The following is a 22,145-nucleotide window of genomic DNA, read 5'->3' on the forward strand; positions in this document are numbered from 1 at the left end:
GGCTGGGACGGGGCCAGGTGCCTTTGGTATCGCACCACGGCGAGGGGCCGGCCTATGGCGGCACACCTTCGGATGGCTCGGTGCTGGCGGCGGTTGCCGACCTGCGGGCGCGCGGGCTCAAGGTGACGCTCTATCCGATCATCATGATGGATGTGCCTTCGGGCAATAGCCTGCCCGATCCTTATTCGGGGACGGCGGGGCAGGGCGCTTATCCCTGGCGGGGGCGGATCACCTGCCACCCGGCACCGGGGCGGGCAGGGTCGCCCGACCAGACAGGCGTGGCGGCGGCGCAGATATCGGCGTTCGTGGCCAATGGCTATCGCAGCATGGTGCTGCATTATGCGGGGATCGCTGAAGCGAGCGGGGCGGATGCGCTGCTGATCGGCTCGGAAATGCGTGGGCTGACGACGGTGCGCGGGGCGGGGAATAGCTTTCCGTTCGTCGAGGCGCTGGTGGGGCTGGCGGCGGAGGCGCGGGCCATTGTGGGGCCGGCGACCAAGCTGAGCTATGCGGGCGACTGGAGCGAATATTCGGGCTATCAGCCGGACGGGGAGAAGTTCTTTCATCTCGATCCGCTCTGGGCGAGCCCGCATATCGATGCGGTGGGGATCGACAATTATATGCCGCTGGCCGACTGGCGCGATGGCGCGGGGCATGCCGATGCGGCGCTCTCGGCCAATGGCTATGACCTCGACTATCTCATGGGCAATATCGCCGGTGGCGAGGGGTTTGACTGGTATTATGCCAGCGATGCCGACCGGGCGGCGGGGACGCGGTCGCCGATTGGCGACGGCACTTACGGCGAGCCCTGGGTGTGGCGCTACAAGGATATCCGCAGCTGGTGGAGCCAGTGGCATCATGACCGGCCGGGGGGCGTGCGCAACGCAATGCCGACGGGCTGGGTGCCGGGCAGCAAGCCAATTTGGATGACGGAACTGGGCTGTGGCGCGGTCGACAAGGCGGCCAATCAGCCCAATATTTTTGGCGACGACAAGAGCGCGGAAAGCGGGCGGCCCTATTTTTCGAGTGGGCTGCCGGACCCGCTGATGCAGCGGCAGTTCTTGCGGGCGCATCAGGCCTATTGGCGCGATCCGGCGAATAATCCGGCGGGGATGATTGATGTGTCGCGGGTCTATCTGTGGACCTGGGATGCGCGACCCTATCCGGCGTTTCCGGCACAGGTGGATGTGTGGGCCGATGGTCCCAATCATCGCACCGGGCATTGGTTGACCGGGCGGCTGGGCGGGTTGGCCAGCGATGAATTGGCCAGTGCGATTGCGGCTGAGCATGGCGTGGCACTGACGGCGGAACCGGCGGCGCCATTTGTGTCGGGATATGTGCTGGGCACGGCCACGACGGGGCGGGAGGCGCTGAAGCCGTTGCTGGAGGTGGCGGGGCTGAGCCTGCGCGGCACCTTGGATGGGCTGCATGCTGGGGTGCCGCGGCTTGTGCATACGCTGACGCTTGATCCATTGCAGCTGGCGGCCGGGGAAGGGCCGACGTTGTCGCGGCGGCGTGGCGATGCGATGGAGGCGCCGGGGCGGTTGGCGCTGTGCTATGTGGATCGGGAGCGCGATTACCTGACCGGCACCGTGACGGCTATAGCCAGGGCCGATGGCCCGCTGGTAGGCGAAGCCTTGGCGCTCGTGCTGGATAGTGCGGCGGCGCGGCTGGCGGCCGAACGGGTACTCGATAGCCGGGCAGCGGCGCGGGAGACGCTGGATTTTGTCCTGCCGCCATCGCTGTTGGCGCTGGAGCCGGGCGATCTCGTGAACATTGCGGGACTGGCCGAGGGGCCGTTTGAAATCGCTGAAATTCGGGACGGGCTGAGCCGGCAGATCAAGGCACGGACTTTGCCGAACAATACTGCGGTGGCAACGGCCGTGGACCGGCCGCTGGCACCGGGCGGCGGCGAATTTGCCGAAGTACTGCCACTGGTGGCTGTGGCGCATCTGCCGGCGCTGCCGGACGATCCGGGGCGGTCGCGGCTGGTGGTTGCGGGCTATGCGCAGCCATGGCCGGGGCATTTGCTGGTGACCGACGAGACGACGGGCGCGGCCGTGGTGGAGCTGACCCGCCGGGCGGGGATGGGCGAGACCGTGACCGCGTTCGGCGCTGGGCCGCTTGGCGTCTGGGAGCTGGGCAATGTGATCGAGGTGAGCCTGTTGTCGGGGCATTTGGCTTCGGCGGACGAACTGGCGGTGCTGGCGGGCTCCAATCGGATTGCTGTCGAGAGCGGGGGTAATTGGGAGGTCATCGGCTTTGGGGCGGCGGAATTGCTGGCGCCCGGGCATTTCCGGCTGAGCCGGCTGTTGCGGGGGCTGGAGGGGACCGTGCCGGTGGCAACCGCGCCTGGATGCCGGGTGATTGTACTGGATGGGCGGGCGGTGACGCTGCCGGTCGAGACGCAATTGCTGGGCGAAGAGCGGGCGTTTCGCGTTTATGCGGGCAGCAGCGACGTGACAGGAACGGTTTGGCCGGTTGCCACTGGGGTGGCGCCGGCGCTGCCATTGCCGCCGGCGCAATTGCGAGCGCGGCGGGAGGCGGATGGCGGCATAGCCCTGTCGTGGGTGCGGCGCAGCCGGGCCGATGGGGATGGCTGGGGCGCGGTGGAATCCCCGCTTGAGTACCAGCCGGAGAGCTATCGCATCGACATCCTGAATGGGTCGACGCTGGTGCGGACGCTTTCGAGCGCCACCCCGGCGGTGAGCTATGGACCGGCGGAGCAGATGGCTGATTTTGGGGCCCTGCCGGCTGATTTTGGTTTCAGCGTGGCGCAGATCAGCCCGGTGCTGGGCGTGGGACACGCCGCGACAGGAGAATTTCATGGCTAGGACGCGCTTTGATATCTGCCTCGACGAGGTGTTGCGGCATGAGGGTGGTTATGCGGACCACCCCAGCGATCCCGGCGGGGCGACCAATCTGGGGATCACGCACAAGACGCTGGCGCGATGGCGCAATGTATCGCCGTGGTGGAAGCTGCCCAAGGCGGAGGTCAAGGCGCTGGGGCGGGCCGAAGCGGCGCGCATCTATCGGGCGAGCTATTGGGATCGCAGCAAGGCGGGCAATCTGCCGGCGGGGCTCGATCTGGCGCTGTTCGACTTTGCCGTCAATTCGGGGCCGGATCGGGCAATCCGCACGCTGCAGGCCGAGCTGGGCGTGCTGGCGGATGGTCAGGCCGGGCCGCTGACGCTGGCTGCTGTGCAAGCGCGGGACGCAGCCGGGCTAATCGCTGCGCTGTGCGACCGGCGGCTGGGCTTTCTCAATCGGCTCTCGAGCTTCCCCACTTTCGGCAAGGGTTGGACCAGCCGTGTTGCGGCCATCCGCAAGGCGGCACTGGCGGCCGCGGGCACGCCGATTGCCCCGATTTCACCCTCTTCAAACTGGAGCATCGCAATGGATTTCCTCAACGGATACAAAACTTACGTCGTCGCCGTCATCATGCTGTTGGCAGCCGGTGCGCAATTGCTGGGGGTCGAGTTGCCGGCATTGGACGGGGCTTCGTCGGGGCAGATGATCATGGAAGCGCTTGCCATAATTTTCCTGCGCAAAGGACTTAAAGGGGATATCGGCAAGGCGTGACCCACACCAACTGGACATGACCGCCATATTCATGTCCCATTCAGCAACGCCGCCATAGATTGCCCTCATGAAAACCTCGATCATGAAATTGCTGTCCGCAACCGTCCTTGCCCTGGCCATCGGCTTTGCCGCTACCGGCACGGCGAGCGCCCAGGCATGCCTCGACAAGCGGCAGATCCAGGAAGCGGTATCGTCCGGGCAGATCGTATCGCTCGATGCGGTCCTCGCATCGGCGGGCGTCGACAGCAGCGTCGAGGTCCTCAATGTGCAGGTATGTGACCAGGGCGGCCGGCTAGTCTATATTATCGGCGTGCTGAGCCGCGACGGTCAGGCCCAGAATCTGGTTCTGAGCGCGCAATAACACGGCATCTGGGGGGCCATCGATGCGAATTCTGGTTGTCGAAGACGATACCAATCTCAATCGGCAGATCAAGGAAGCGCTGACCGAATCCGGTTATGCGGTCGATGTGGCCTTTGACGGCGAGGAAGGCCATTTCCTTGGTGACACCGAACCCTATGACGCCATCGTGCTCGATATCGGTCTGCCGCGCATGGATGGGCTGAGCGTGCTCGAAGAATGGCGCCGGGCTGGCAAGACCACCCCGGTGCTGTTGCTGACAGCGCGCGATCGCTGGAGCGACAAGGTGCAGGGGATCGACGCCGGCGCCGATGATTATGTCGCCAAGCCGTTCCACATGGAAGAAGTGCTGGCGCGCATCCGTGCGCTGGTGCGCCGCGCGGCAGGGCTGGCCTCCAACGAAATCGTCGCCGGATCGGTGCGGCTGGATTCCCGCTCAGGCAAGGTGACGGTGGGTGGCCAATCGGTCAAACTCACCAGCCATGAATTGCGCCTGTTGAGCTATCTCATGCACCACAAGGGCAAGGTGATCTCGCGAACCGAGCTGACCGAGCATCTCTACGACCAGGATTTCGACCGCGACAGCAATACGATCGAAGTGTTTGTCGGCCGGCTGCGCAAGAAGCTGCCGGAGGATTGCATTCAAACGGTGCGGGGTCTCGGCTATCAGATCGCTGAAGACTAGGGGATCCGGCTTGGAGCAATTGCCCAGGTCTCTTCCGGCTTTGTCATTTTGCCTGGATCGCTATGCGTAAGGGCTCTATCGCCGCATCCCTGTTCTGGCTATCGGCGGGCTGGCTGGTCCTGGCGCTGGTCGCTACCGGCTTCCTGCTGACCGATCTGTACTCGCGAGCGCTGGACACCTCGCTGTCCCAGACGCTGGAATTTCATGTCGAAAGCCTGACGGGGGCTCTGCTTGAGGCAGGCGATCCGGTAAGCCCGGATATCGCACTGACCGATCCGCGGTTCGACCGGCCGCGTTCGGGCTGGTATTGGGCCATCCGCGACGCCAATGGCACGCTTTATAATCTGTCGACCTCAGTGGTGGGGATCGACCTGCCGGTGGTGACCGGTCCCCCCGATGTGCTGGGCCGCCGCACGGCCGTGATGGACGACGTATTCGGTACCCGCATGCGTGTGGTGGAGCGCGCGGTGACCGTGGCGCCCACGACCTATCATATCGTGGTTACGGGCAATCTCAGTGAAATCCTTGAACTGGTGGACGATTTCCGCGGCCAGGCCTTTATCGTGCTCGGTGCGGTCTGCGTGATGCTGGCGGTGATGAGCTTCATCGTCGCCCGCTTCGCCTTGCGGCCAATCTCCCGGCTCAGCAAGGCTATCGAAAATGTTCGCTCCGGCGACACGGGCGTGGTGGCGGGCACCTATCCGCGCGAAATTGCGCCGCTGGCCGAGGAGGTCAACGAATTGCTGCGCTCCAATGCGCAGATCATCGAGCGGGCGCGAAACCAGGTGGGCAATCTGGCCCATGGACTGAAAACGCCGATTGCCGTGCTGCGCAATGAGGCAGGCGCCAGAAAAGGCGCGCTGGCCGATGTGGTGCTGGCTGAAAGCGACAAGATGAGCACCATGGTCGCGACCTATCTGGAGCGGGCACGACTGGCGGCACGCACTTCCGTGGTCGGCAAGCGGGCCGACGCCACCATGGTCATGCTGCGGCTGACAAGGGTGATGAGCAAGATCCATCCCGACGTCACGGTGGCCTTCCAGCGGCCCGATGCCTCGCTGCCCTGGTTCCGTGGCGACGAGGCAGACCTCGAGGAAATGGCGGGCAATCTGCTCGACAATGCCTGCAAATGGTCCAAAGGGCAGGTGGGGGTGCGGCTCGACGCCGAGCGGGGCGACACGGGCACCATCCTGCTGATCCGCATTGACGACAATGGCCCCGGCTTGACCGAGGAAGACGCCCAGAAAGTGTTGCGTCGCGGTGTCAGGCTGGACGAGAAAACGCCCGGCAGCGGGCTGGGACTCGATATCGTCAAGGAATTGGTCGATGTCTATGGCGGCAGCCTGGAACTGAAACGCTCGGCTTTGGGCGGTCTTCTGGTAGAATTGCGCTTGCCGACGGCCCGATTGGGCTCGATGGCCAAGCCGGTTGCAAGTTGACGCATTTTCGCCGCAATACACCAACAAGAGCCACTCACCGATAACGAGAACCCAGACATGAACCGTATCGCCCTTCTCGCCACGCCGCTGTTTGCCTTGACCTTGGCCGCCTGCGCCAGCACGGCGCCGTCTGCGCCGATCCAGCAGGCCCCGATCGTGGCAGCCCCGGCGATCGTGATGCCGAATGTGCCCACCCCGGCCCAGACCACCCAGCAGGCCCTGGCGACCACCAGCGTTGCCAATGGCTTTGTCGACTCGGCCGCCCTGGCCTCGATGACGGCAAAGGACTCCGCAGAAGCCAATAGCGCACAATTCTATGCGCTGCAGTTCGGCCGCCCCGGCGCACCGCGCCAATGGGCTGGCGACAAGGGCACGACCGGCTCGGTCTCGGTGGGTCCCTATGTCCGCGTGAACAATCTTGATTGCCGCGACTTCACCCACTCGGTGAAGATCAACGGCCAGGACTTCACCAAGAAGGGCACGGCCTGCCGCGAGCAGAACGGCAATTGGGCCGTGGTGCCGGGCTCCGGCGCCGCCTGATTGATCCGCTGATCGGCTGGTAAGGATTGTTTACCAAGCCGCGGTAGGGTTTGGGGAGATTTGCTTCCCAAACCGACTGCGTGATGTCCCAAGCCAGCAACCACTCCGCCGACGCCGCCCAGCCGCGCCGATCTGTGCGCGGCGATGCTTCGTCGTCCCAGCTTTTTGCCGGGCTGATCGATGCGGTGATCGTGGAAGACCCGGTGGCCTTTCCGTTTCCCGGCTCGGTGGCGCGCAGCCAGGCTATGGCGGTGTGGACCTGGATCAATCGCGATCTCTGCGGGGATATCGATCTCAGCGATCTCGACGCCGCCATGCCCCAAGTGCTGGCGCGGATGCGGGATGCCGTGGCGGGCGCTGATGCCGATTTCGACGCGGGCCGACGGCTGCGCGCCGCGCTGGGCAATGACGAGGCGCGTGCCGCCCTGCCGGTGATCATGGGGGCGCTGCGCAACCGCGCCGTGCTCGACAAGGCGCAGGCCTTTGGCCGGGCGGTCAATACCATTGCCGACGAGACGGCGTTGAGCACGGCCATTCATTCCATGCCCCTGCAGGACCCGCCGCTGGCGGCGCTGCTGTTTCATGCAGCCATGGGGCAAATCATCAATCCGACCAGGGTTGTTGGCGCGATCATCCGCCTGTCTGGCAATTCCAACGAGGGGACAGTGGCGCGGGCCGGTTTCGGACCGGTGATCGACGCCATTCTGGCGCATGCGCAGAACCAGCTCTATCTGCTGCAACCCGCGGGACCGTTCTCCGATATCGACCTGATGTGCCGGGCGCTGGATCGGTTTCACCGGCTGGTCCGGGCGCTGACCGGCAATATCGAATTCGCGCGCGGCAGCCGCTGGTCCATGGTGCTGTCGAGCCTGACCAAGCAGATTTCCGATCGCGTCGAGCCGCGCCTCAAGGACGTGGTACCCGATATCAACCAGGCGCTGCGCAAGCCGCGCGAGGGTGCCGACCGATTGGATAATGACCGGCTGCTGGCGGCGCTGAACGGGATTTATCTGCTCTCGGCGATCCGCGATTGTCGCGACAGCCTGGCGCTCAATGCGCTGTTCGACCAGGCCTGGAGCCAATCGGGGCAGGCGCTGGAAATGCACCTGCAGCGTAATCTGGAACTGCTGCGGCAGAACCCGGCCGATGCCATTATCGGCACGCGGATGGAAGCGGGCATCAAGATGGCCGAGATCCGGTTCAATCCCGAATATGCCGAAACGCTCCGCCGCGCCCGCGCTGCAGCTGAACGCCGGGGCTAGGTTTCCTTCTGCTAGACCTCATGGTGAGCCTGTCGAACCACGAGGTCGGGAGAGTGGAGGCTTGCGTATCGACCTCGTCCTTCGACAAGCTCAGGATGAGGTCTACTGGGGCAGCCGGACGTCTTCCATATAGGGCGCCACCAACCGGATCGGGATGGCCCTTCCGTGGTCGCGCAGCGAGAGTGTTTGCGGCGCTTGCCTGGCCATGAGTGCGATGGCGCCTTTGTCACTGGTGCGCAGGATGACGCCCACGGCATGCCGCGGATCGTGATCGCTGGACGAGCGGTGGATGAGGCTGCCGGGGTCGAGCATGCGGGGTTCGACGGGCGCAACCAGCCAGAGTTCGGCATCACTACCAAAACGAGCGGCGAGAAAGGCTGGGACGAGCGGCGGCGTGACTGGCTGGGGCGGCGGAGTTGAGTTGGTGCCGATGACCACCATGCCGACGCGCTCCTGGGCGACGATGCCAGCGCGATCGGCCGGGATGACGTCCAGTTGCACACCAGCAGCGATGGCTGCGATGTCGAGTGATTGCGGTGTGTCGGCGAGCGACCAAAGGCGGGGCTTTTTGCGCCATGATAGGCGGCCTTTGCTGGGCGCGTGCGGGCGTTCGAGCAAACGCAATCCGCTGTCGAGCATGGCGGGCGGGCCGGCTTCGGGCATGAGCGGGCTGATCGGGCAAGGTGCATCCGGCGTTTCGTGGATCGGGTCGATGACGACGTCATGGACCGGCTTGCGGTCGCGGCCCAGCAGCATGTTTACCGCGTCCGCGCCGCTATCGACGGCAGCGTGGCGGCTGAAATAGCCGGCCGCTGAACCGGCAAGGGCGACGCCGGTGGGACCATCCAGCGGTTCCAGCCGGTGGGTTTGGGCGTTCCAGCGGCTGTGGCCGCCGGCCATATGCCAGAGCGTCAGATCAGGCTGCCAGCCACCGCAGACGATCAGGCGATCGCCAGTGACCTGGGCATCTGGTCTGGTCTGCCGCCCGGCGGATAGATGCGACGCCAGGGTGATGCCCCGGCCTTTGGCGGGCTGGGCCGAGGCGGGAACCAGACCCGGCGCCATGGTGATGCCATAGGCTTTGGCGAATTCGATGAAGCGCGATTGCGGCTGCGGTCTGGTGTCGAGAATGCGGGTGACCGATACGCCTGCATCGCTGGCCAGCATGGCGAGGCGATAGGCGGGATTGCTGGCGGTGGCGATCAGCGCAGTCTGGCCCGGCCACACGCCATAGCGGCTCGCCAGTTCGAAGGCTTCGAGTGCGCCCATGACACCGGGCAGGCGATTGCCGGGGAAGATCGGGAGGCGTTCGACGGCGCCGGTCGCCAGGATAATGCGGGGCGCGTGGATCAGGACGGCTCGACCTTGGGCGGCATCGACAATATGGACGCGCAACAGGCCTGGCCGCTGCGCGGTGACTTCGGCGCAGAGCTGGACGGCGATGCCTGCCTTGGTGACGGCGGAGGACAGGCGCTCAATGCTCTGGTCAGGCGTTTCCTCGCCATCCTGGGTGCCGAACAGGCGCGAATGGCCACCTAACAGCGATGTGGCTTCGAGCAGCATGACCGACAGACCGGCCTTGTTGCCCGCCAGTGCCGCAGCCATGCCCGTAACGCCGCCGCCGACCACGACGAGGTCGTATTCCAGTTCTGCTTCGATGGGGCTATCGAGCCATGGTTGGACGAGGCTTTGCCCGCCATCGAGCTTGAGGCCGAGCGAACGGGCGGGGCGGAGGATGCGGCCGAGCAGGCCGTGCCGCTGGGCTGGACCGGCGACGGTGAGATAGTCCGCGCCTTCGGTGACCGACACCCGCGCCATGGGCAGGGCGCGTAGCGTGTCGCCCGGGTGTCGCACAGGAATGATGGACGGGGCAAAGCGGGCACTGAGCGCCAGGGGCCGGCCGCCGCGCTGACCGGCCGTGTCGATGCCGGCGGCCAAGGCGGCGCTGAGCACGCTGTCGCCCACGAAAGCCTCGATAATCCTGCCGTCGAGCCGGAATTTGAGCGGCTTGCTGCGATCGATCAGGCTGCCGGAGAATTGGTGGGGCGTGGTGGCTGCCAGGCGATTGGGCTGGCCGGTCATGACATTGCCTCCAGCGGCGCGGCATATTCCGCGACTGGCGAGGTGTGGGCCGAGCGGGTCACCAGCCGCGCCGCCAGCCAGCGGTTCTCATCTTCCGTCGCAACGCCTGCCAGCCATCGAGCGAGGGCGGGCGCAAAGAACATGCCGCTTGGCCCGAACCCTGCCAGCACATCGGGGCCGCTGCCATCGATGCGGCCGGCGGCGGGGGCGCCGTCGCGTGTGATGAGGCTCTCATATTGCGATTGGCCGGCGCGATGCACCGTGCCGCCGAGCAGGGCGCTGATCTTGCCAAGTACATTATCCATCGGCCCTGGGGCAAAGGCCGCGACACCGCCTTCGGGGCGCTGCCAGAGAGTGAGGCCGCTATCGATTTCGAGCATGACGGGCGCGGCGATCCGCCCGGTCGGCTCGGTGAGGATGGTCGTGGCGGGTCGACGCAGCAGCAGGGTGGGCCAGTTTTCGGCAGGCAGGTGGCGCAGGATTGCGGCGTCATCAGCCAGCACGCATTGGGTAGCAGATATGGCTGCTTCACCGAAGCGGATTTCCCCGCTGCCATCGGTGTGGACGACGATGTCGCTGCGCGGATCGAGCACGCTCGCGCCTTGCTGCACCATCCAGCGGTCGAGCGCCGGTTCGGCCACGACGCGGTGGATCATGGTGACATCGCGAAACACCACGCCTTCGCGCCCGTTGGACAGGGCATTGGGCCGCAGCTTTTCGACGGCGAGGCCAAAGCCCTGGGCAATCTGCCGGATATGGGCGAGCGCCTGTTGCCCTTCGGCGCTATCGGCGAACAGCACCGGATCAAGACGCCCCCAGCTGGTACGCCCGCCGATTCGGGTGATCAGCTTTTGCACCACGGGTTGGGCCGCCCGCAGCAGGGCCCAGCTGTCGGGCCGGGTGAGCGGCGCGATCGATAGATCGAGATCGCGCGGCAGACGGAAACCTGATCGGCTTTCGCCGACAAAAACCACTGATTTGCCATGTGTTCCGGCCAGCAGTCCGGCGAGCAGCCGCGCTTGCGGGGTCGTGCCCAGAATGGCGAAATCGGCTTGGGCCTGGCTCATGCCGGCAGACGCCAGGCCTGTGGCAATGGGTCCGGCTCAATGATGTGTGTGAGGGTAGCTTTTCGTGTCATTCGGCCTATAGATGGCGCGTTCTTGCCGCTGGGCGGCGTCAAGCATTTGGGATCCATGCTGTTCTGGTTCATCGCCATTGCCATTACCGCCATAGCCTGCGCCGCACTTTTTTACGCGGCGGGTGGGCGCACGGTCAACGTGAGCGCGGCGGAAACCGGGGATAGCAACAGCCATTTTCGCCTGGTGCTCGCCGGAATCGACGCGGATCTGGCCGCGGGCAAGCTGGGCGAGGCCGAAGCCAATGCCGCCAGAAGCGAACTGGCGCGCGAAATCATCCGGCTCAAGGCCGAAACCGGCAAGACTGTTGCCGCTGGTGACCTGGGGCGCACACCGCTCTTGGTGGGTCTGGCTGGCATCGCCATTCTGGCCTTTGCCATCTATGCCGCTTTGGGCAATCCGAACTTGCCCGGCCAGCCCTTGGCAGACCGCACCGAGATTGCCACCCAATCGCTTGACCTCGGCACGGCGGTGGCTCGCATCGAGCAGCAATTGGCCGCCAAGCCCGATGACGTACGCGGCTGGGCCGTGATCGCCCCCGCCTATACCGAAATGGGCCGCTTTGCCGACGCGGCAAAGGCCTATCGGCGGGTGATCGAATTGAGCGGACCCACGCCGAAATTGCAGACCAGCCTGGCCGAAGCGCTGTTGCTCGAGTCCAATGGCGCCGGTTCAGACGAAGCCATGACCTTGCTGCGCGCCGCCTCGGTCAGCGATCCGGCCGATCCGCTGCCGCGGCTTTACCTGGCGGCCGAACTGACCCGCACTGGGCAATATGACGAGGCGGCCACGGCCTGGCAGGGCGCATTGGCGCTGTCCCAGGGCACCGAACCCTGGCTGGCCGCGGCGCAGCAGGGATTGGCCGTTGCCCAGAATGATGGTGCACCCGCGGGCCCCAGCCCCGGCGAATCCCAGATGATCGCCCAGATGGTGGGCGGACTGGCCGACCGGCTTGCCTCGCAAGGCGGCTCGGTTGAGGAGTGGATGCAATTGGTGCGCGCCTATCTCGTGCTTGGCGACAAGGCGCAGGCCCAGATGGCCTATGACGATGCCGTCGCGGCCTATCCAAAGGCATTCGATCGTGGTGAACTCGATTCCATCGCGCTCAATGCCGGACTAACACTGAACGGAGCGACCCCATGAGCATGCCTGCCGCCATCCGCAAAAAGGGCTGGTCGCGCAAGCAGAAGCGGCTCGCTGTTATCGCTGGGCTCGCTATGGTCGTGGCGCTGGCGGCCACGCTGGTGCTGGTGGCGCTGCGGGACCAGATCGTGTTTTTCTATTCCCCCTCCGATGTGATTGCGCGTGACGTTGCGCCGGGCCATCCCATTCGCCTGGGCGGCATGGTCAAGGACGGCACCTGGACCCGCAACGGGCAGGACAATACCTTCACTGTGACCGATGGTGGGCACGACATTGTCGCGCACTATACCGGCATCCTGCCGGACCTGTTCCGTGAGGGGCAGGGCGTGGTGGCTGAAGGCAGCATGACGCCTGAGGGTGGCTTTATCGCTACCAATGTGCTGGCCAAGCATGATGAGAATTACATTCCCAAGGAAGTCGTCGAGGCGCTGAAGGCGCAGGGCGAATGGCGGCCGGAGGGAGGGCAGTGATGAGCATCGAACTCGGCCATTTCGCCCTCATCCTCGCCTTTGCAGTCGCCACGGTCTCAACCATTGGCGGCTATATGTTCTGGCGGCGGGGGCAGCGGGTTGCGCTGGTGCTGAGCCAGGGCGCGGTGCTGCAATTCGTGCTGGTGGCGGCGGCGTTCGCAGCGCTGATCCAGGCATTCATCGCCTCCGATTTTAGCCTGGCTCTCGCGGTCAACAATTCGCATTCGCTCAAGCCGCTGATCTACAAAATCTCCGGCGTCTGGGGCAATCACGAAGGCTCCATGGTGCTGTGGATCCTGATCCTGGTGGCGTTCGGGGCCATGGTGGCGACCTTTGGCCGGCGCCTGCCATCTGATCTCATGACGCTGGTGCTGGCGACGCAAAGCCTGCTGGTGGCGGCCTTTGGCGGGTTTACGCTATTCACCTCCAATCCCTTTGCCCGCATGGTGCCGCCCCCGCTTGAGGGCAATGACCTCAACCCGGTGCTGCAGGACGTTGGCCTCGCCATCCATCCGCCGCTGCTTTACGCGGGCTATGTCGGCTTCTCGATCTGCTTTTCCTTCGCCATCGCCGCGCTGATTTCGGGCCGCATTGATCAGGCCTGGGCGCGTTGGGTACGCCCCTGGACCATGCTGAGCTGGACCTTTCTGACGCTGGGCATCGCCATGGGATCCTACTGGGCCTATTACGAGCTGGGCTGGGGCGGCTGGTGGTTCTGGGACCCGGTGGAAAATGCCAGCTTCATGCCGTGGCTGGCGGGCACCGCGCTGCTGCATTCGGCGCTGGTGATGGAAAAGCGCAATGCGCTCAAGATCTGGACAATCTTTTTGTCCATCATCACCTTCTCGCTGTCCCTGCTGGGCACCTTCCTCGTGCGCTCGGGTATCCTGACCTCGGTGCACACCTTTGCCAGCGATCCAACGCGGGGCCTGGTGATCCTGGCCCTGCTGGCGCTGGTCATTGGCGGCGCGTTTTTCCTGTTTGCGCTGCGGGCTTCCTCGCTGCGTCAGGGCGGGCTGTTTGCGCCGGTCAGCCGCGAAGGGGCGCTGATCGTCAACAATCTGTTTCTCGCCACGGCAGTCGGCGCGGTGCTGGTGGGGACGCTCTATCCGCTACTGCTCGACGCACTGGTGGGCACGACGATTTCGGTTGGCGCACCCTTTTTCAATCTCACCTTTGGTGCGCTGATGGCGCCGCTGCTGGTCGTGCTGCCGTTTGGTCCGTTCCTCGCTTGGAAGCGAGCGGATGTGATGGCGGCGGCGCAACGCCTGATGGGCGCGGCAGCTTTGGCTGTTTTCCTCACCATCCTGATTTCGGCTTTGGGCGGCGTTTCTATTTCGCTGGCGCCGCTGGGCCTCTTGCTCGGCTTCTGGGTAGCTTTCGGCGCCATTGCCGAATTGGTGGACCGCAGCAAGCTGGGCCGCGTTCCCCTGGGCGAAAGCTGGCGCCGGCTTGCGGGCCTGCCGCGCTCGGCCTTTTCCACCGCCATCGCCCATTTCGGCATGGGTGTCACCGTGCTCGGTATCGTCGCCACCAGCGCCTGGGAAACCGAATTGGTCACCACGCTCAATCCGGGCGAGACGGCAGAATTGTCGGGCTATTCCATCGCCTTTGACAGTTTCAGCCAGACCGCCGCGCAAAACTATGTCGCCGATGAGGGGCATTTCACCATCACGGGACCAGATGGCAAAACCCGCCCCATGATTGCGGAACGCCGCACCTATGTCGCCACCGGCACCCCGACTACGGAAGCCGCCATCGAGACTTACGGCTTCTCCCAGCTCTATCTGCAATTGGGCGAGCCGCTCGACGACACCCATGTGCTGCGCGTCTGGTTCAAGCCCTATATCACCCTGATCTGGCTCGGCGCGCTGCTGATGGCCGGGGCCGGCTTCCTGTCGCTGACCGACCGGCGGATGCGGATCGGCGTGCCCAAGCGGGTTGCCCATGCAGCAGCGGAGCCAGCCGAATGATCCGGCTTCGTGTGCTTTTGATCGCTCTGGCGATGAGCGTGGCTCTACCCGGGTTGGCGGTGGGACCGGGGGAAATTCTGCCTGATCCGGTGCTGGAGCAGCGGGCGCGGGATATTTCGGCAGGCCTGCGGTGCCTCGTCTGCCAGAATCAATCCATCGATGACAGCGATGCCGATCTCGCGCGCGACCTGCGTGTGCTGGTACGCGAGCGGCTGGTGGCCGGCGACACCGACGAACAGGTGCGGCAATATTTGGTCGACCGCTACGGGGAATATGTGCTGCTCAATCCGCGCCTCAACGCGCATACCATCCTGCTCTGGGTAGCAGCGCCGCTGCTGTTGCTGGTGGGCCTGGGCGCGGTGGTGATCGCCGCCCGGCGGCGCAACTCTGCCGATGGCGCCGATCTGGATGATGACGAAGCCGCCGTCCTGGCCGAATTGCAGGACGGGAACGGCCGCGCCGATTGAGCGTTTTGCCGGACCCCGCGGAGTGTGGCGGAACCGTGATGAAAGGCTGCCGCATTCCCGCCAGCAACATTGCGAAACCTTAATGTTGGCGCAACATCTTAGAAAGATCGCGGGGTTCATAACCTGTCGCCATAAGCTGTTGAGGCTTGTCCAAGGAGATTGAATCCATGCGCCCGACTATTCTTTCGCGTACCCGCCGCTGGCTCGGAGCTTCGGTCCTGGCTCTCATGGTAGGCATTGGTGGCGTCAGCACCGCCTATGTCCTGACGGGCCAGGTGGCCAACGCTCAGGTTCAGCCGGCGGCGCAGATCGTCGTGCCCCCGACCGCCGTGCCCCAGGCCGGTTTTGCCGATCTGGTCGAGGCGGTGAAGCCCGCCGTGGTCTCCATTCTGGTCGAGGCGGAAGATTCGTCGGCCCGCAATGTGCAGCGCGGTGGTGGCCAGTTCCAATTCCAGTTCCCGGACCTGCCGCCCGATCACCCGTTCCATGACTTTTTCAACCAGTTCGGTAACGGGCCACGCGGTGGCCCGCAGGGTGCCCCCGACCAGGAGCCGCGCCGCTACATGGCCGCCGGCTCGGGCTTCGTGATTTCCGGCGACGGCTATATCGTCACCAATAATCACGTCGTCGCTGACGCGACCAAGGTGACCGTGGTGTTCGATGACGGCACCGAAAAGGAAGCCACGATCGTCGGCACCGACGAGCGCACCGACCTGGCCGTGGTCAAGATCGAAGGCACCGATCTGCCCTTCGTCAAATTCGATGAAGCCCCGCCACGCGTCGGCGATTGGGTGGTGGCCATCGGCAACCCGTTCGGCCTTGGTGGCACGGTGACGGCCGGCGTCATCTCCGCATCGGGCCGCAATATCGGCGGCTCGAACTATGGCGATTTCCTGCAGATCGACGCTGCCGTCAATACGGGCAATTCGGGCGGCCCGGCCTTTAACAGCAATGGCGAAGTGGTGGGCGTCAATACCGCTATCTATTCGCCAAATGGCGGCAATGTCGGTATCGCCTTCGCCATCCCCGCTGCCACGGTCAAGGCCATTGCGGGCCAGTTGATCGAGAGCGGTTCGGTGACCCGCGGCTATCTCGGCGTGTCCATTCAGGACGTGACCCGTGACATCGCCGATGGCGTGGGCCTGGCCGATGCCAAGGGTGCCATTGTCCGCGATGCGGCTCCCGATGGTCCTGCCGGTCCCGCTGGCGTCAAGTCCGGTGACATCATCACCGCCGTTGACGGCACCCCGATTGACGATGCGCTCGGCCTCAGCCGCACCATTGCCAACAAGGCGCCGGACTCCACTGTCGAGCTGACCATCTGGCGCGACGGCAAGGAGACCAAGCTATCGGTCAAGCTGGGCAAGCTGAATGAAGAAGTGGCCCAGAACGAGCAGAACACCCCGACGCCTCCGGCGCCGGTGGCTCCCTCGCCCTCCAGCGTCGGCATTACCTTGGTGCCGAACTCTGACGGCTCGGGCGGTCTGCTGATCCAGGACGTCGATGCCGATAGCCAGGCTGCCTCCAAGGGCCTCGCCGTTGGCGACTCGATCCTTGAAGTCGACAACAAGCCGGTATCCTCGGTGCAGGAATTTGAATCGGCCCTCGATGCGGTCAAGGCGCGTGGGCTCAACACCGCCCTGGTCAAGGCCAGCCGCGATGGCGAGGCGCGCTTCATCGGCCTGCCGCTCGGCAACTAAGCCAAACCCGGCCCCGGAGATCACTCCGGGGCCATCTTCTCAACCTGGATGGAGCCTGCGGTGAAAATTTTGCTCATCGAAGATGATCGCGAGGCCGCGAGTTATCTCATCCAGGCGCTCGATGAAGCCGGACACATCACCCACCACGCTGCCGATGGCGAAACCGGTTATGCCATGGCTTCGGGCATGGACTATGACGTGCTGATCGTCGATCGGATGCTGCCGCGCCGCGATGGCCTGTCCATCGTCGAAAGCTTGCGCGCCGAAGACGACAAGACCCCCGTTCTCATTCTCTCAGCCCTTGGTGAAGTCGATGACCGCGTGACCGGCCTGCGCGCCGGCGGCGACGACTATCTCACCAAGCCCTATGCCTTTACCGAATTGCTGGCCCGTATCGAGGTGCTGGCGCGCCGCTCCAGCCCCGCGGAAGCTGCCACCAGCTATGAGGTTGCAGGCCTGCACCTGGACCGGCTCTCCCGCAAGGTCGAGCGCGATGGCGAAACCATCCTGCTGCAGCCGCGCGAATTCCGCTTGCTTGAATATCTGATGAAGAACGCCGGCAAGGTGGTGACCCGCACCATGCTGCTCGAGAACGTCTGGGACTATCACTTCGACCCCCAGACCAATGTCATCGATGTACACATGTCCCGCCTGCGCTCCAAGATCGACAAGGGGCATGCCTCCCCGCTGCTGCATACGGTGCGCGGCGCCGGCTACATGATCCGCGAGTAGACATTGAACCGCTTCGTCCAACTCTGGCGCACATCGACGGTCCGGCTGACGGCGACGTTCATCCTGATCTTCGTTATCTTTGCTATCCTGCTGCTGGCCTTTACCGGCTGGCAATCGAGCATCCAGATCCAGCGCCAGCAGAGCGATGACATCGACCGCGAAGTGCGGCTGTTCCAGCGCATGGATGCTAACCAGAGCATCCGTTCGCTCGCCTTTGCCGTCGAGCGGATTTCCCGCCAGCCCGGTCCCGGCGTCTACTATCTGGGCGACGCAACGGGGCAATATCTGCTCGGCAATATGACCGACGTGCCGCCCGAAGTGCTGATCACCCCGGGCGTATATAGTTTTGCCTATGAACGGTCCAATCCGCTGGCCGGGTCCGGCCTGCCCGATATTCGTCCGCCGCGCTCGGGCTATGCCTTGGTCCGCTCGGTGGAACTGAGCAATGGCCTGCGCCTTGTTGTCGGGCGCGACGTTGTCGAGCGGCGCGGCTATTCGGCCATCATCGTCCAGAGCTTTCTGGTCGGGGTGCTGGGCATCATTCTCTTTTCGCTGGTCGCCGGTGGGGTCACCGCGCGCCGCGTGCTGCGGCGCATCGACACGATCCGCGACACCTCCACCAAGATCATGTCGGGCAATCTCTCCGAGCGCATCCCGATCACCAAGCGGCAGGATGAGTTCGATGGCCTTGCCACCAATCTCAACGCCATGCTGGACCGCATCGAGGCGCTATTGCAGGGCCTCAAGGAAGTGACCGACAATGTCGCCCACGACCTCAAGACGCCCCTGACACGTTTGCGCAACCAGGCCGAGTCGGCACTGCGAGATGGCGCCAGCGACGAGACCCGGCAGGCGGCGCTCGAAACCACCATCGCCGAGAGCGACCGCCTGATCCAGACCTTCAATGCCCTGCTGATGATCGCCCGCGCCGAAGCCGGCGCGCCCTCCGGCGCCTTCAGCGATGTTGATATCAGCGCCGTGGTGGCCGATGTGGCCGAGCTTTACGGCCCCGTGGCTGAGGACGAGGGCATAGTCGTTGAAACCGCCATTGCCGAAGGCGTCCACCTGCGTGCCAATCGCGAACTGATCGGCCAGGCCATGGTCAACCTGCTGGAGAATGCGGTCAAATACGCCAAGCCCGAAGGCGAAGGCACTGGCCGCATCAATGTGGGCCTGCGCACCGATAGCGGACGCGTGCTGATCGAAGTGGCCGATAATGGCCCGGGCATTCCCGAGGAAGACCGCAAACGGGTGCTGGAACGCTTCGTCCGGCTGGAAAAAAGCCGGTCCGAAACGGGGTCTGGCTTGGGGCTGTCGCTGGTCGACGCGGTGACGCGGCTACACGGGGGGACGTTCCGGATCGAGGATAATGCCCCGGGTGTGCGAGCGGTGATCGATCTGCCGGGGGCCTAGGACCCTTTCTTCCCCTCGCCCCTTGAGGGAGAGGGACAGACCTGACGCGTTCAGCGGACGGTCGGGGTGAGGGGGTTCTGCGCCCTCCATGCTTCACTGCCTGCGGGACCAACCCCTCATCCGCCCTTCGGGCACCTTCTCCCTCAAGGGGAGAAGGAAGAAGCGCCCACGGCTTGCTCTGCCCCACCCGCCAAGCTATCCCTTTTTCATGGTCATTTCGCTCCGCTCCCTGCCGCCGATCGCGCATCCTCGTTTTGACGCCTGGCTCGCTGAGCTTCCGGCTGATCAACGCGGCATAATCAGCAATGCTGCCAATGCGCTGGGGCCGTTACTTGAATCAGCGCCCTATCTGTTCGAACTGGCCCAAACCAATGCCGGATGGCTGGCTGAAGCCTTCGCCGACACGGCCGATGGCGCCTTTGCCGATATCATCGCCGCAGTCGAAACGACAGGCCGCGAGGCGGCTGACGAAAACGCCCTCTCGCCCGTCCTGCGCATCGCCAAGGGCCGCACGGCGCTGCTGGCGGCAGCGGCTGAAACCGGCGGTGTGTGGACCACCGCACAGGCCACCGCCGCGCTGTCCGATCTTGCCGACGCCGCCCTCGATGCAGCCCTCGATTTCCTAATGCGCCAGGCCAGCGCCAAGGGCCTGCTCGCGATCCAGCCTGAGCAGGCCACTGCCGCTCAATCGGGTCTCGCCATTTTCGCGCTGGGCAAGCATGGCGGGCAGGAGCTGAACTATTCCTCCGACATCGACATCGTCGCCTTCTACGATCCCGAAAAGGGCGTGCTTGCCAATCCGGCGGAGGCGACCAAGGTCTATTCGCGCATGATCCAGAAGCTGGTCGGGCTGATGGAGGAGCGGCGCGGGCATGGCTACGTGTTTCGCACCGATCTGCGCCTGCGCCCCGATCCGGGCTCGACGCCTGTCGCCATCTCGTTCGACGCGGCGATGGCCTATTATGAAAGTCGCGGCCAGAATTGGGAACGCGCCGCCTGGATCAAGGCCCGCGCCTGCGCCGGTGACAAGCAAGTGGGCGAAGCCTTCCTCAAGGAGCTTGCCCCCTATGTCTGGCGCAAGCATCTGGATTTTGCGACCATTGCCGATATCCAGGCCATGAAGCGCCAGATCAATATCGCCAAGAATGTCGGCGATATCCGGGTCGAGGGGCACAATGTCAAGCTCGGGCGCGGCGGCATTCGCGAGATCGAATTCTTCACCCAGACCCAGCAATTGATCGCCGGTGGTCGCGACAAGGCCTTGCGCGTCAAGCCGACCGCGCACGCTTTGGCGGCGCTGGCTGACGCCAACTGGATCACGCCCAAGGCCTCCACCGAACTGACGCAGACCTATTGGTATCTGCGCGCCGTGGAAAACCGCCTGCAAATGCTGCGCGACGAGCAGACCCATGTCATGCCCGCCACCGCCGATGAGGTGGCGGTCATCGGCCGCCTGATGGGCGAGCCGGACCTGATTGCTTTCGAAAACACCTATCGGGCCGCGCTGGAGCGGGTGGTCGGCTATTATTCCGAGCTCTTCACCGAGGGCGAAACCTTGGGCAGTGGTGAAGGCAATCTGGTCTTTACCGGCAGCGATGACGACCCCGGCACGCTCGAAACCCTCACCGCCATGGGCTTTGCCGATCCGCACAAGGCCATCGAGACCGTGCGCAAATGGCACTATGGCAGCTATCCGGCTACCCGCGCCTCTGCCGCCCGCGCCCACCTCACCGAATTACTGCCGGCCCTCTTGGTGACGCTCGGCAACGCCGGTAACGCGGACGAGGCTTTGGCCCGCTTCGACAATTTCCTCTCGCGCCTGCCGACCGGCGTACAGCTCTTCGCGCTGCTGCGCAGCCATCCGCATCTGCGCACCTTGCTGGTGCAATTGCTGGCCTCGGCGCCACGCATGGCCGAAGCGGTGATCCACCGCGCCCATGTCATGGACGGGTTGATCGACCCCGCTTTCGCCAATGACGTGACCCATCGCGACGTGCTGGTCGCCAAGGTCGATGCATTCCTCGCCGAAGCGCGCTCCTATGAGGAAATCATCGACCGCGCCCGCATTATCGGGCAGGAGCAGAAATTCCTCATCGCGGCCGGCCTGCTCTCTGGCACGGTCAGCGCCAGCGGGGCAGGGGAGCAGTTCACGGCCCTGGCCGAAACCCTGCTCAACCGCCTGTTCGGCAGTGTCCGCACCGAGTTCGAGCGCCGCCACGGCGCCATGCCCGGCGGGCGCGTCGCGCTGCTTGCCTTCGGCAAGATGGCCAGCCGTGAAATGACGGTGACCTCCGATCTCGATTTCATCCTGCTCTATGACGCGCCCGACGGGGAATCCATCGGCGACAAGCCGCTGAGTACCAATCATTACTACACCCGCCTCACCCAGCGCCTCGTCACGGCCATCACCGCGCCGACCGCCGAGGGCGTACTCTATGAGGCCGATATGCGGCTGCGGCCGTCCGGCAATGCCGGCCCGCTCGCCACCGCACTGGCCGGCTTCCGTGCCTATCACCGCGACAATGCCTGGACCTGGGAACATCTGGCCCTCAGCCGCGCCCGTGTAATCGCCGCCGATGGCGATTTCGGCTTCCAGGTCGATGCTGCCGTCGGGCAGGTCATGGCCCAGCCGCGCGACGCTGCCACTACGATTGCCGATGTCGTCGCCATGCGCGCGCTGATGGCCAAGGAGCGTCCCGCTCGCCATCCCTTCGATCTCAAGCTCGCCAAGGGCGGGCTGGTCGATCTCGAATTCATTGCCCAATCCGCCCAACTCGTTGCCGGCGCAACGGTGGGCCTGCCTCAGGCCCTGACAGTGCAAGTCCTCGCCCGGCTGGGCCAAACCGGCCTTGTGCCCCAGGGCATGCGCCTGGCCGAAATCCACGAGGTCTATTCCACTGTATTGCAGGTGATGAGTTCGGCGTTGGTCAGCCCGTTCAAGGAAGAAGCGTGGACGAAGGCCTTCAAGGAATTGCTGGCCGGGCTGACGCATTATCCCGATTTCGGGCGGCTGGAACTGGATCTGGCAACCATGCGAGCCGAGGTGCAGGAAGCGGCCGGCGCCTGGTACGAAAAGGCCAAGGGGCTGTAGAACTCCGAATAGACCTCACGGTGAGCCCCCGATGCGGGCACCCTGCCACGACCTCGTCCGTCGACAGGCTCA

The 22,145-nt window shown here is 64.7% G+C and carries 17 protein-coding genes; 15 read left to right on the forward strand and 2 right to left on the reverse strand.

What is annotated here, in order from left to right; all coding sequences use genetic code 11:
• From FF80_RS02960 to FF80_RS02990, 7 genes are all read left to right on the forward strand, one after another.
• On the forward strand, positions 1-2,834 hold a 2,834-nt coding region (locus FF80_RS02960; RefSeq protein WP_035097423.1), incomplete at its 5' end, for a glycoside hydrolase/phage tail family protein.
• Positions 2,827-3,582, forward strand: a complete 756-nt coding sequence (locus FF80_RS02965) for a glycosyl hydrolase 108 family protein (RefSeq protein ID WP_081917198.1) — start codon at positions 2,827-2,829, stop codon at positions 3,580-3,582. The genes FF80_RS02960 and FF80_RS02965, both read left to right, overlap by 8 nt.
• An 82-nt stretch (positions 3,583-3,664) precedes the next feature.
• Positions 3,665-3,943 (forward strand): hypothetical protein, encoded by a 279-nt coding sequence (locus tag FF80_RS02970; protein ID WP_035097424.1) that lies wholly within the window; start codon positions 3,665-3,667, stop codon positions 3,941-3,943.
• A 22-nt stretch (positions 3,944-3,965) separates the two neighbouring features.
• The gene (locus FF80_RS02975) at positions 3,966-4,625 is read left to right on the forward strand and encodes a response regulator transcription factor (protein ID WP_035097425.1); all 660 of its coding nucleotides are present in this window, start codon (positions 3,966-3,968) and stop codon (positions 4,623-4,625) included.
• Positions 4,626-4,687: 62 nt separating this feature from the next.
• Positions 4,688-6,064, forward strand: a complete 1,377-nt coding sequence (locus FF80_RS02980; protein WP_052153109.1) for a HAMP domain-containing sensor histidine kinase — start codon at positions 4,688-4,690, stop codon at positions 6,062-6,064.
• Between the two features lie 57 nt (positions 6,065-6,121).
• The gene (locus FF80_RS20805) at positions 6,122-6,604 is read left to right on the forward strand and encodes a hypothetical protein (RefSeq protein ID WP_052153110.1); all 483 of its coding nucleotides are present in this window, start codon (positions 6,122-6,124) and stop codon (positions 6,602-6,604) included.
• 83 nt (positions 6,605-6,687) lie between these two features.
• On the forward strand, positions 6,688-7,866 hold the full coding sequence (locus FF80_RS02990; RefSeq protein WP_035097426.1) for a hypothetical protein: 1,179 nt from the start codon (positions 6,688-6,690) through the stop codon (positions 7,864-7,866).
• A 102-nt stretch (positions 7,867-7,968) separates the two neighbouring features.
• Here the strand turns inward: FF80_RS02990 and FF80_RS02995 are convergent, their stop codons facing one another.
• Complete coding sequence (locus FF80_RS02995) at positions 7,969-9,948, reverse strand: FAD-dependent oxidoreductase (RefSeq protein WP_035097427.1); 1,980 nt, start codon at positions 9,946-9,948, stop codon at positions 7,969-7,971.
• Positions 9,945-11,015 (reverse strand): hypothetical protein, encoded by a 1,071-nt coding sequence (locus FF80_RS03000; protein ID WP_035097428.1) that lies wholly within the window; start codon positions 11,013-11,015, stop codon positions 9,945-9,947. Before FF80_RS03000 ends, FF80_RS02995 begins: the two co-directional genes overlap by 4 nt.
• A 93-nt stretch (positions 11,016-11,108) precedes the next feature.
• Here FF80_RS03000 and ccmI point away from each other — a divergent pair, with 93 nt between their 5' ends.
• From ccmI to FF80_RS03040, 8 genes are all read left to right on the forward strand, one after another.
• Positions 11,109-12,227, forward strand: coding sequence for a c-type cytochrome biogenesis protein CcmI (gene ccmI, locus FF80_RS03005; protein ID WP_035097429.1), 1,119 nt, complete (start codon positions 11,109-11,111; stop codon positions 12,225-12,227).
• Positions 12,224-12,697 (forward strand): cytochrome c maturation protein CcmE, encoded by a 474-nt coding sequence (ccmE, locus tag FF80_RS03010; protein ID WP_244445692.1) that lies wholly within the window; start codon positions 12,224-12,226, stop codon positions 12,695-12,697. The genes ccmI and ccmE overlap by 4 nt, the downstream gene beginning before the upstream one ends.
• A complete protein-coding gene (locus tag FF80_RS03015) occupies positions 12,697-14,670 on the forward strand; it encodes a heme lyase CcmF/NrfE family subunit (RefSeq protein ID WP_035097430.1) in 1,974 nt (657 codons plus the stop codon). The genes ccmE and FF80_RS03015 overlap by 1 nt, the downstream gene beginning before the upstream one ends.
• On the forward strand, positions 14,667-15,137 hold the full coding sequence (locus FF80_RS03020; RefSeq protein ID WP_035097431.1) for a cytochrome c-type biogenesis protein: 471 nt from the start codon (positions 14,667-14,669) through the stop codon (positions 15,135-15,137). Before FF80_RS03015 ends, FF80_RS03020 begins: the two co-directional genes overlap by 4 nt.
• Positions 15,138-15,304: 167 nt before the next feature.
• A complete protein-coding gene (locus tag FF80_RS03025) occupies positions 15,305-16,837 on the forward strand; it encodes a Do family serine endopeptidase (RefSeq protein ID WP_035097433.1) in 1,533 nt (510 codons plus the stop codon).
• Positions 16,838-16,897: 60 nt separating this feature from the next.
• Positions 16,898-17,569 (forward strand): response regulator transcription factor, encoded by a 672-nt coding sequence (locus tag FF80_RS03030; RefSeq protein ID WP_035097550.1) that lies wholly within the window; start codon positions 16,898-16,900, stop codon positions 17,567-17,569.
• 3 nt (positions 17,570-17,572) lie between these two features.
• The gene (locus FF80_RS03035; RefSeq protein WP_035097435.1) at positions 17,573-18,982 is read left to right on the forward strand and encodes a HAMP domain-containing sensor histidine kinase; all 1,410 of its coding nucleotides are present in this window, start codon (positions 17,573-17,575) and stop codon (positions 18,980-18,982) included.
• A gap of 208 nt (positions 18,983-19,190) precedes the next feature.
• Positions 19,191-22,073, forward strand: coding sequence for a bifunctional [glutamine synthetase] adenylyltransferase/[glutamine synthetase]-adenylyl-L-tyrosine phosphorylase (locus FF80_RS03040; protein WP_052153111.1), 2,883 nt, complete (start codon positions 19,191-19,193; stop codon positions 22,071-22,073).
• Positions 22,074-22,145: the final 72 nt, after the last annotated feature.

This window comes from Devosia sp. LC5, from assembly GCF_000735585.1.
In the GTDB taxonomy this organism is placed as follows: domain Bacteria; phylum Pseudomonadota; class Alphaproteobacteria; order Rhizobiales; family Devosiaceae; genus Devosia.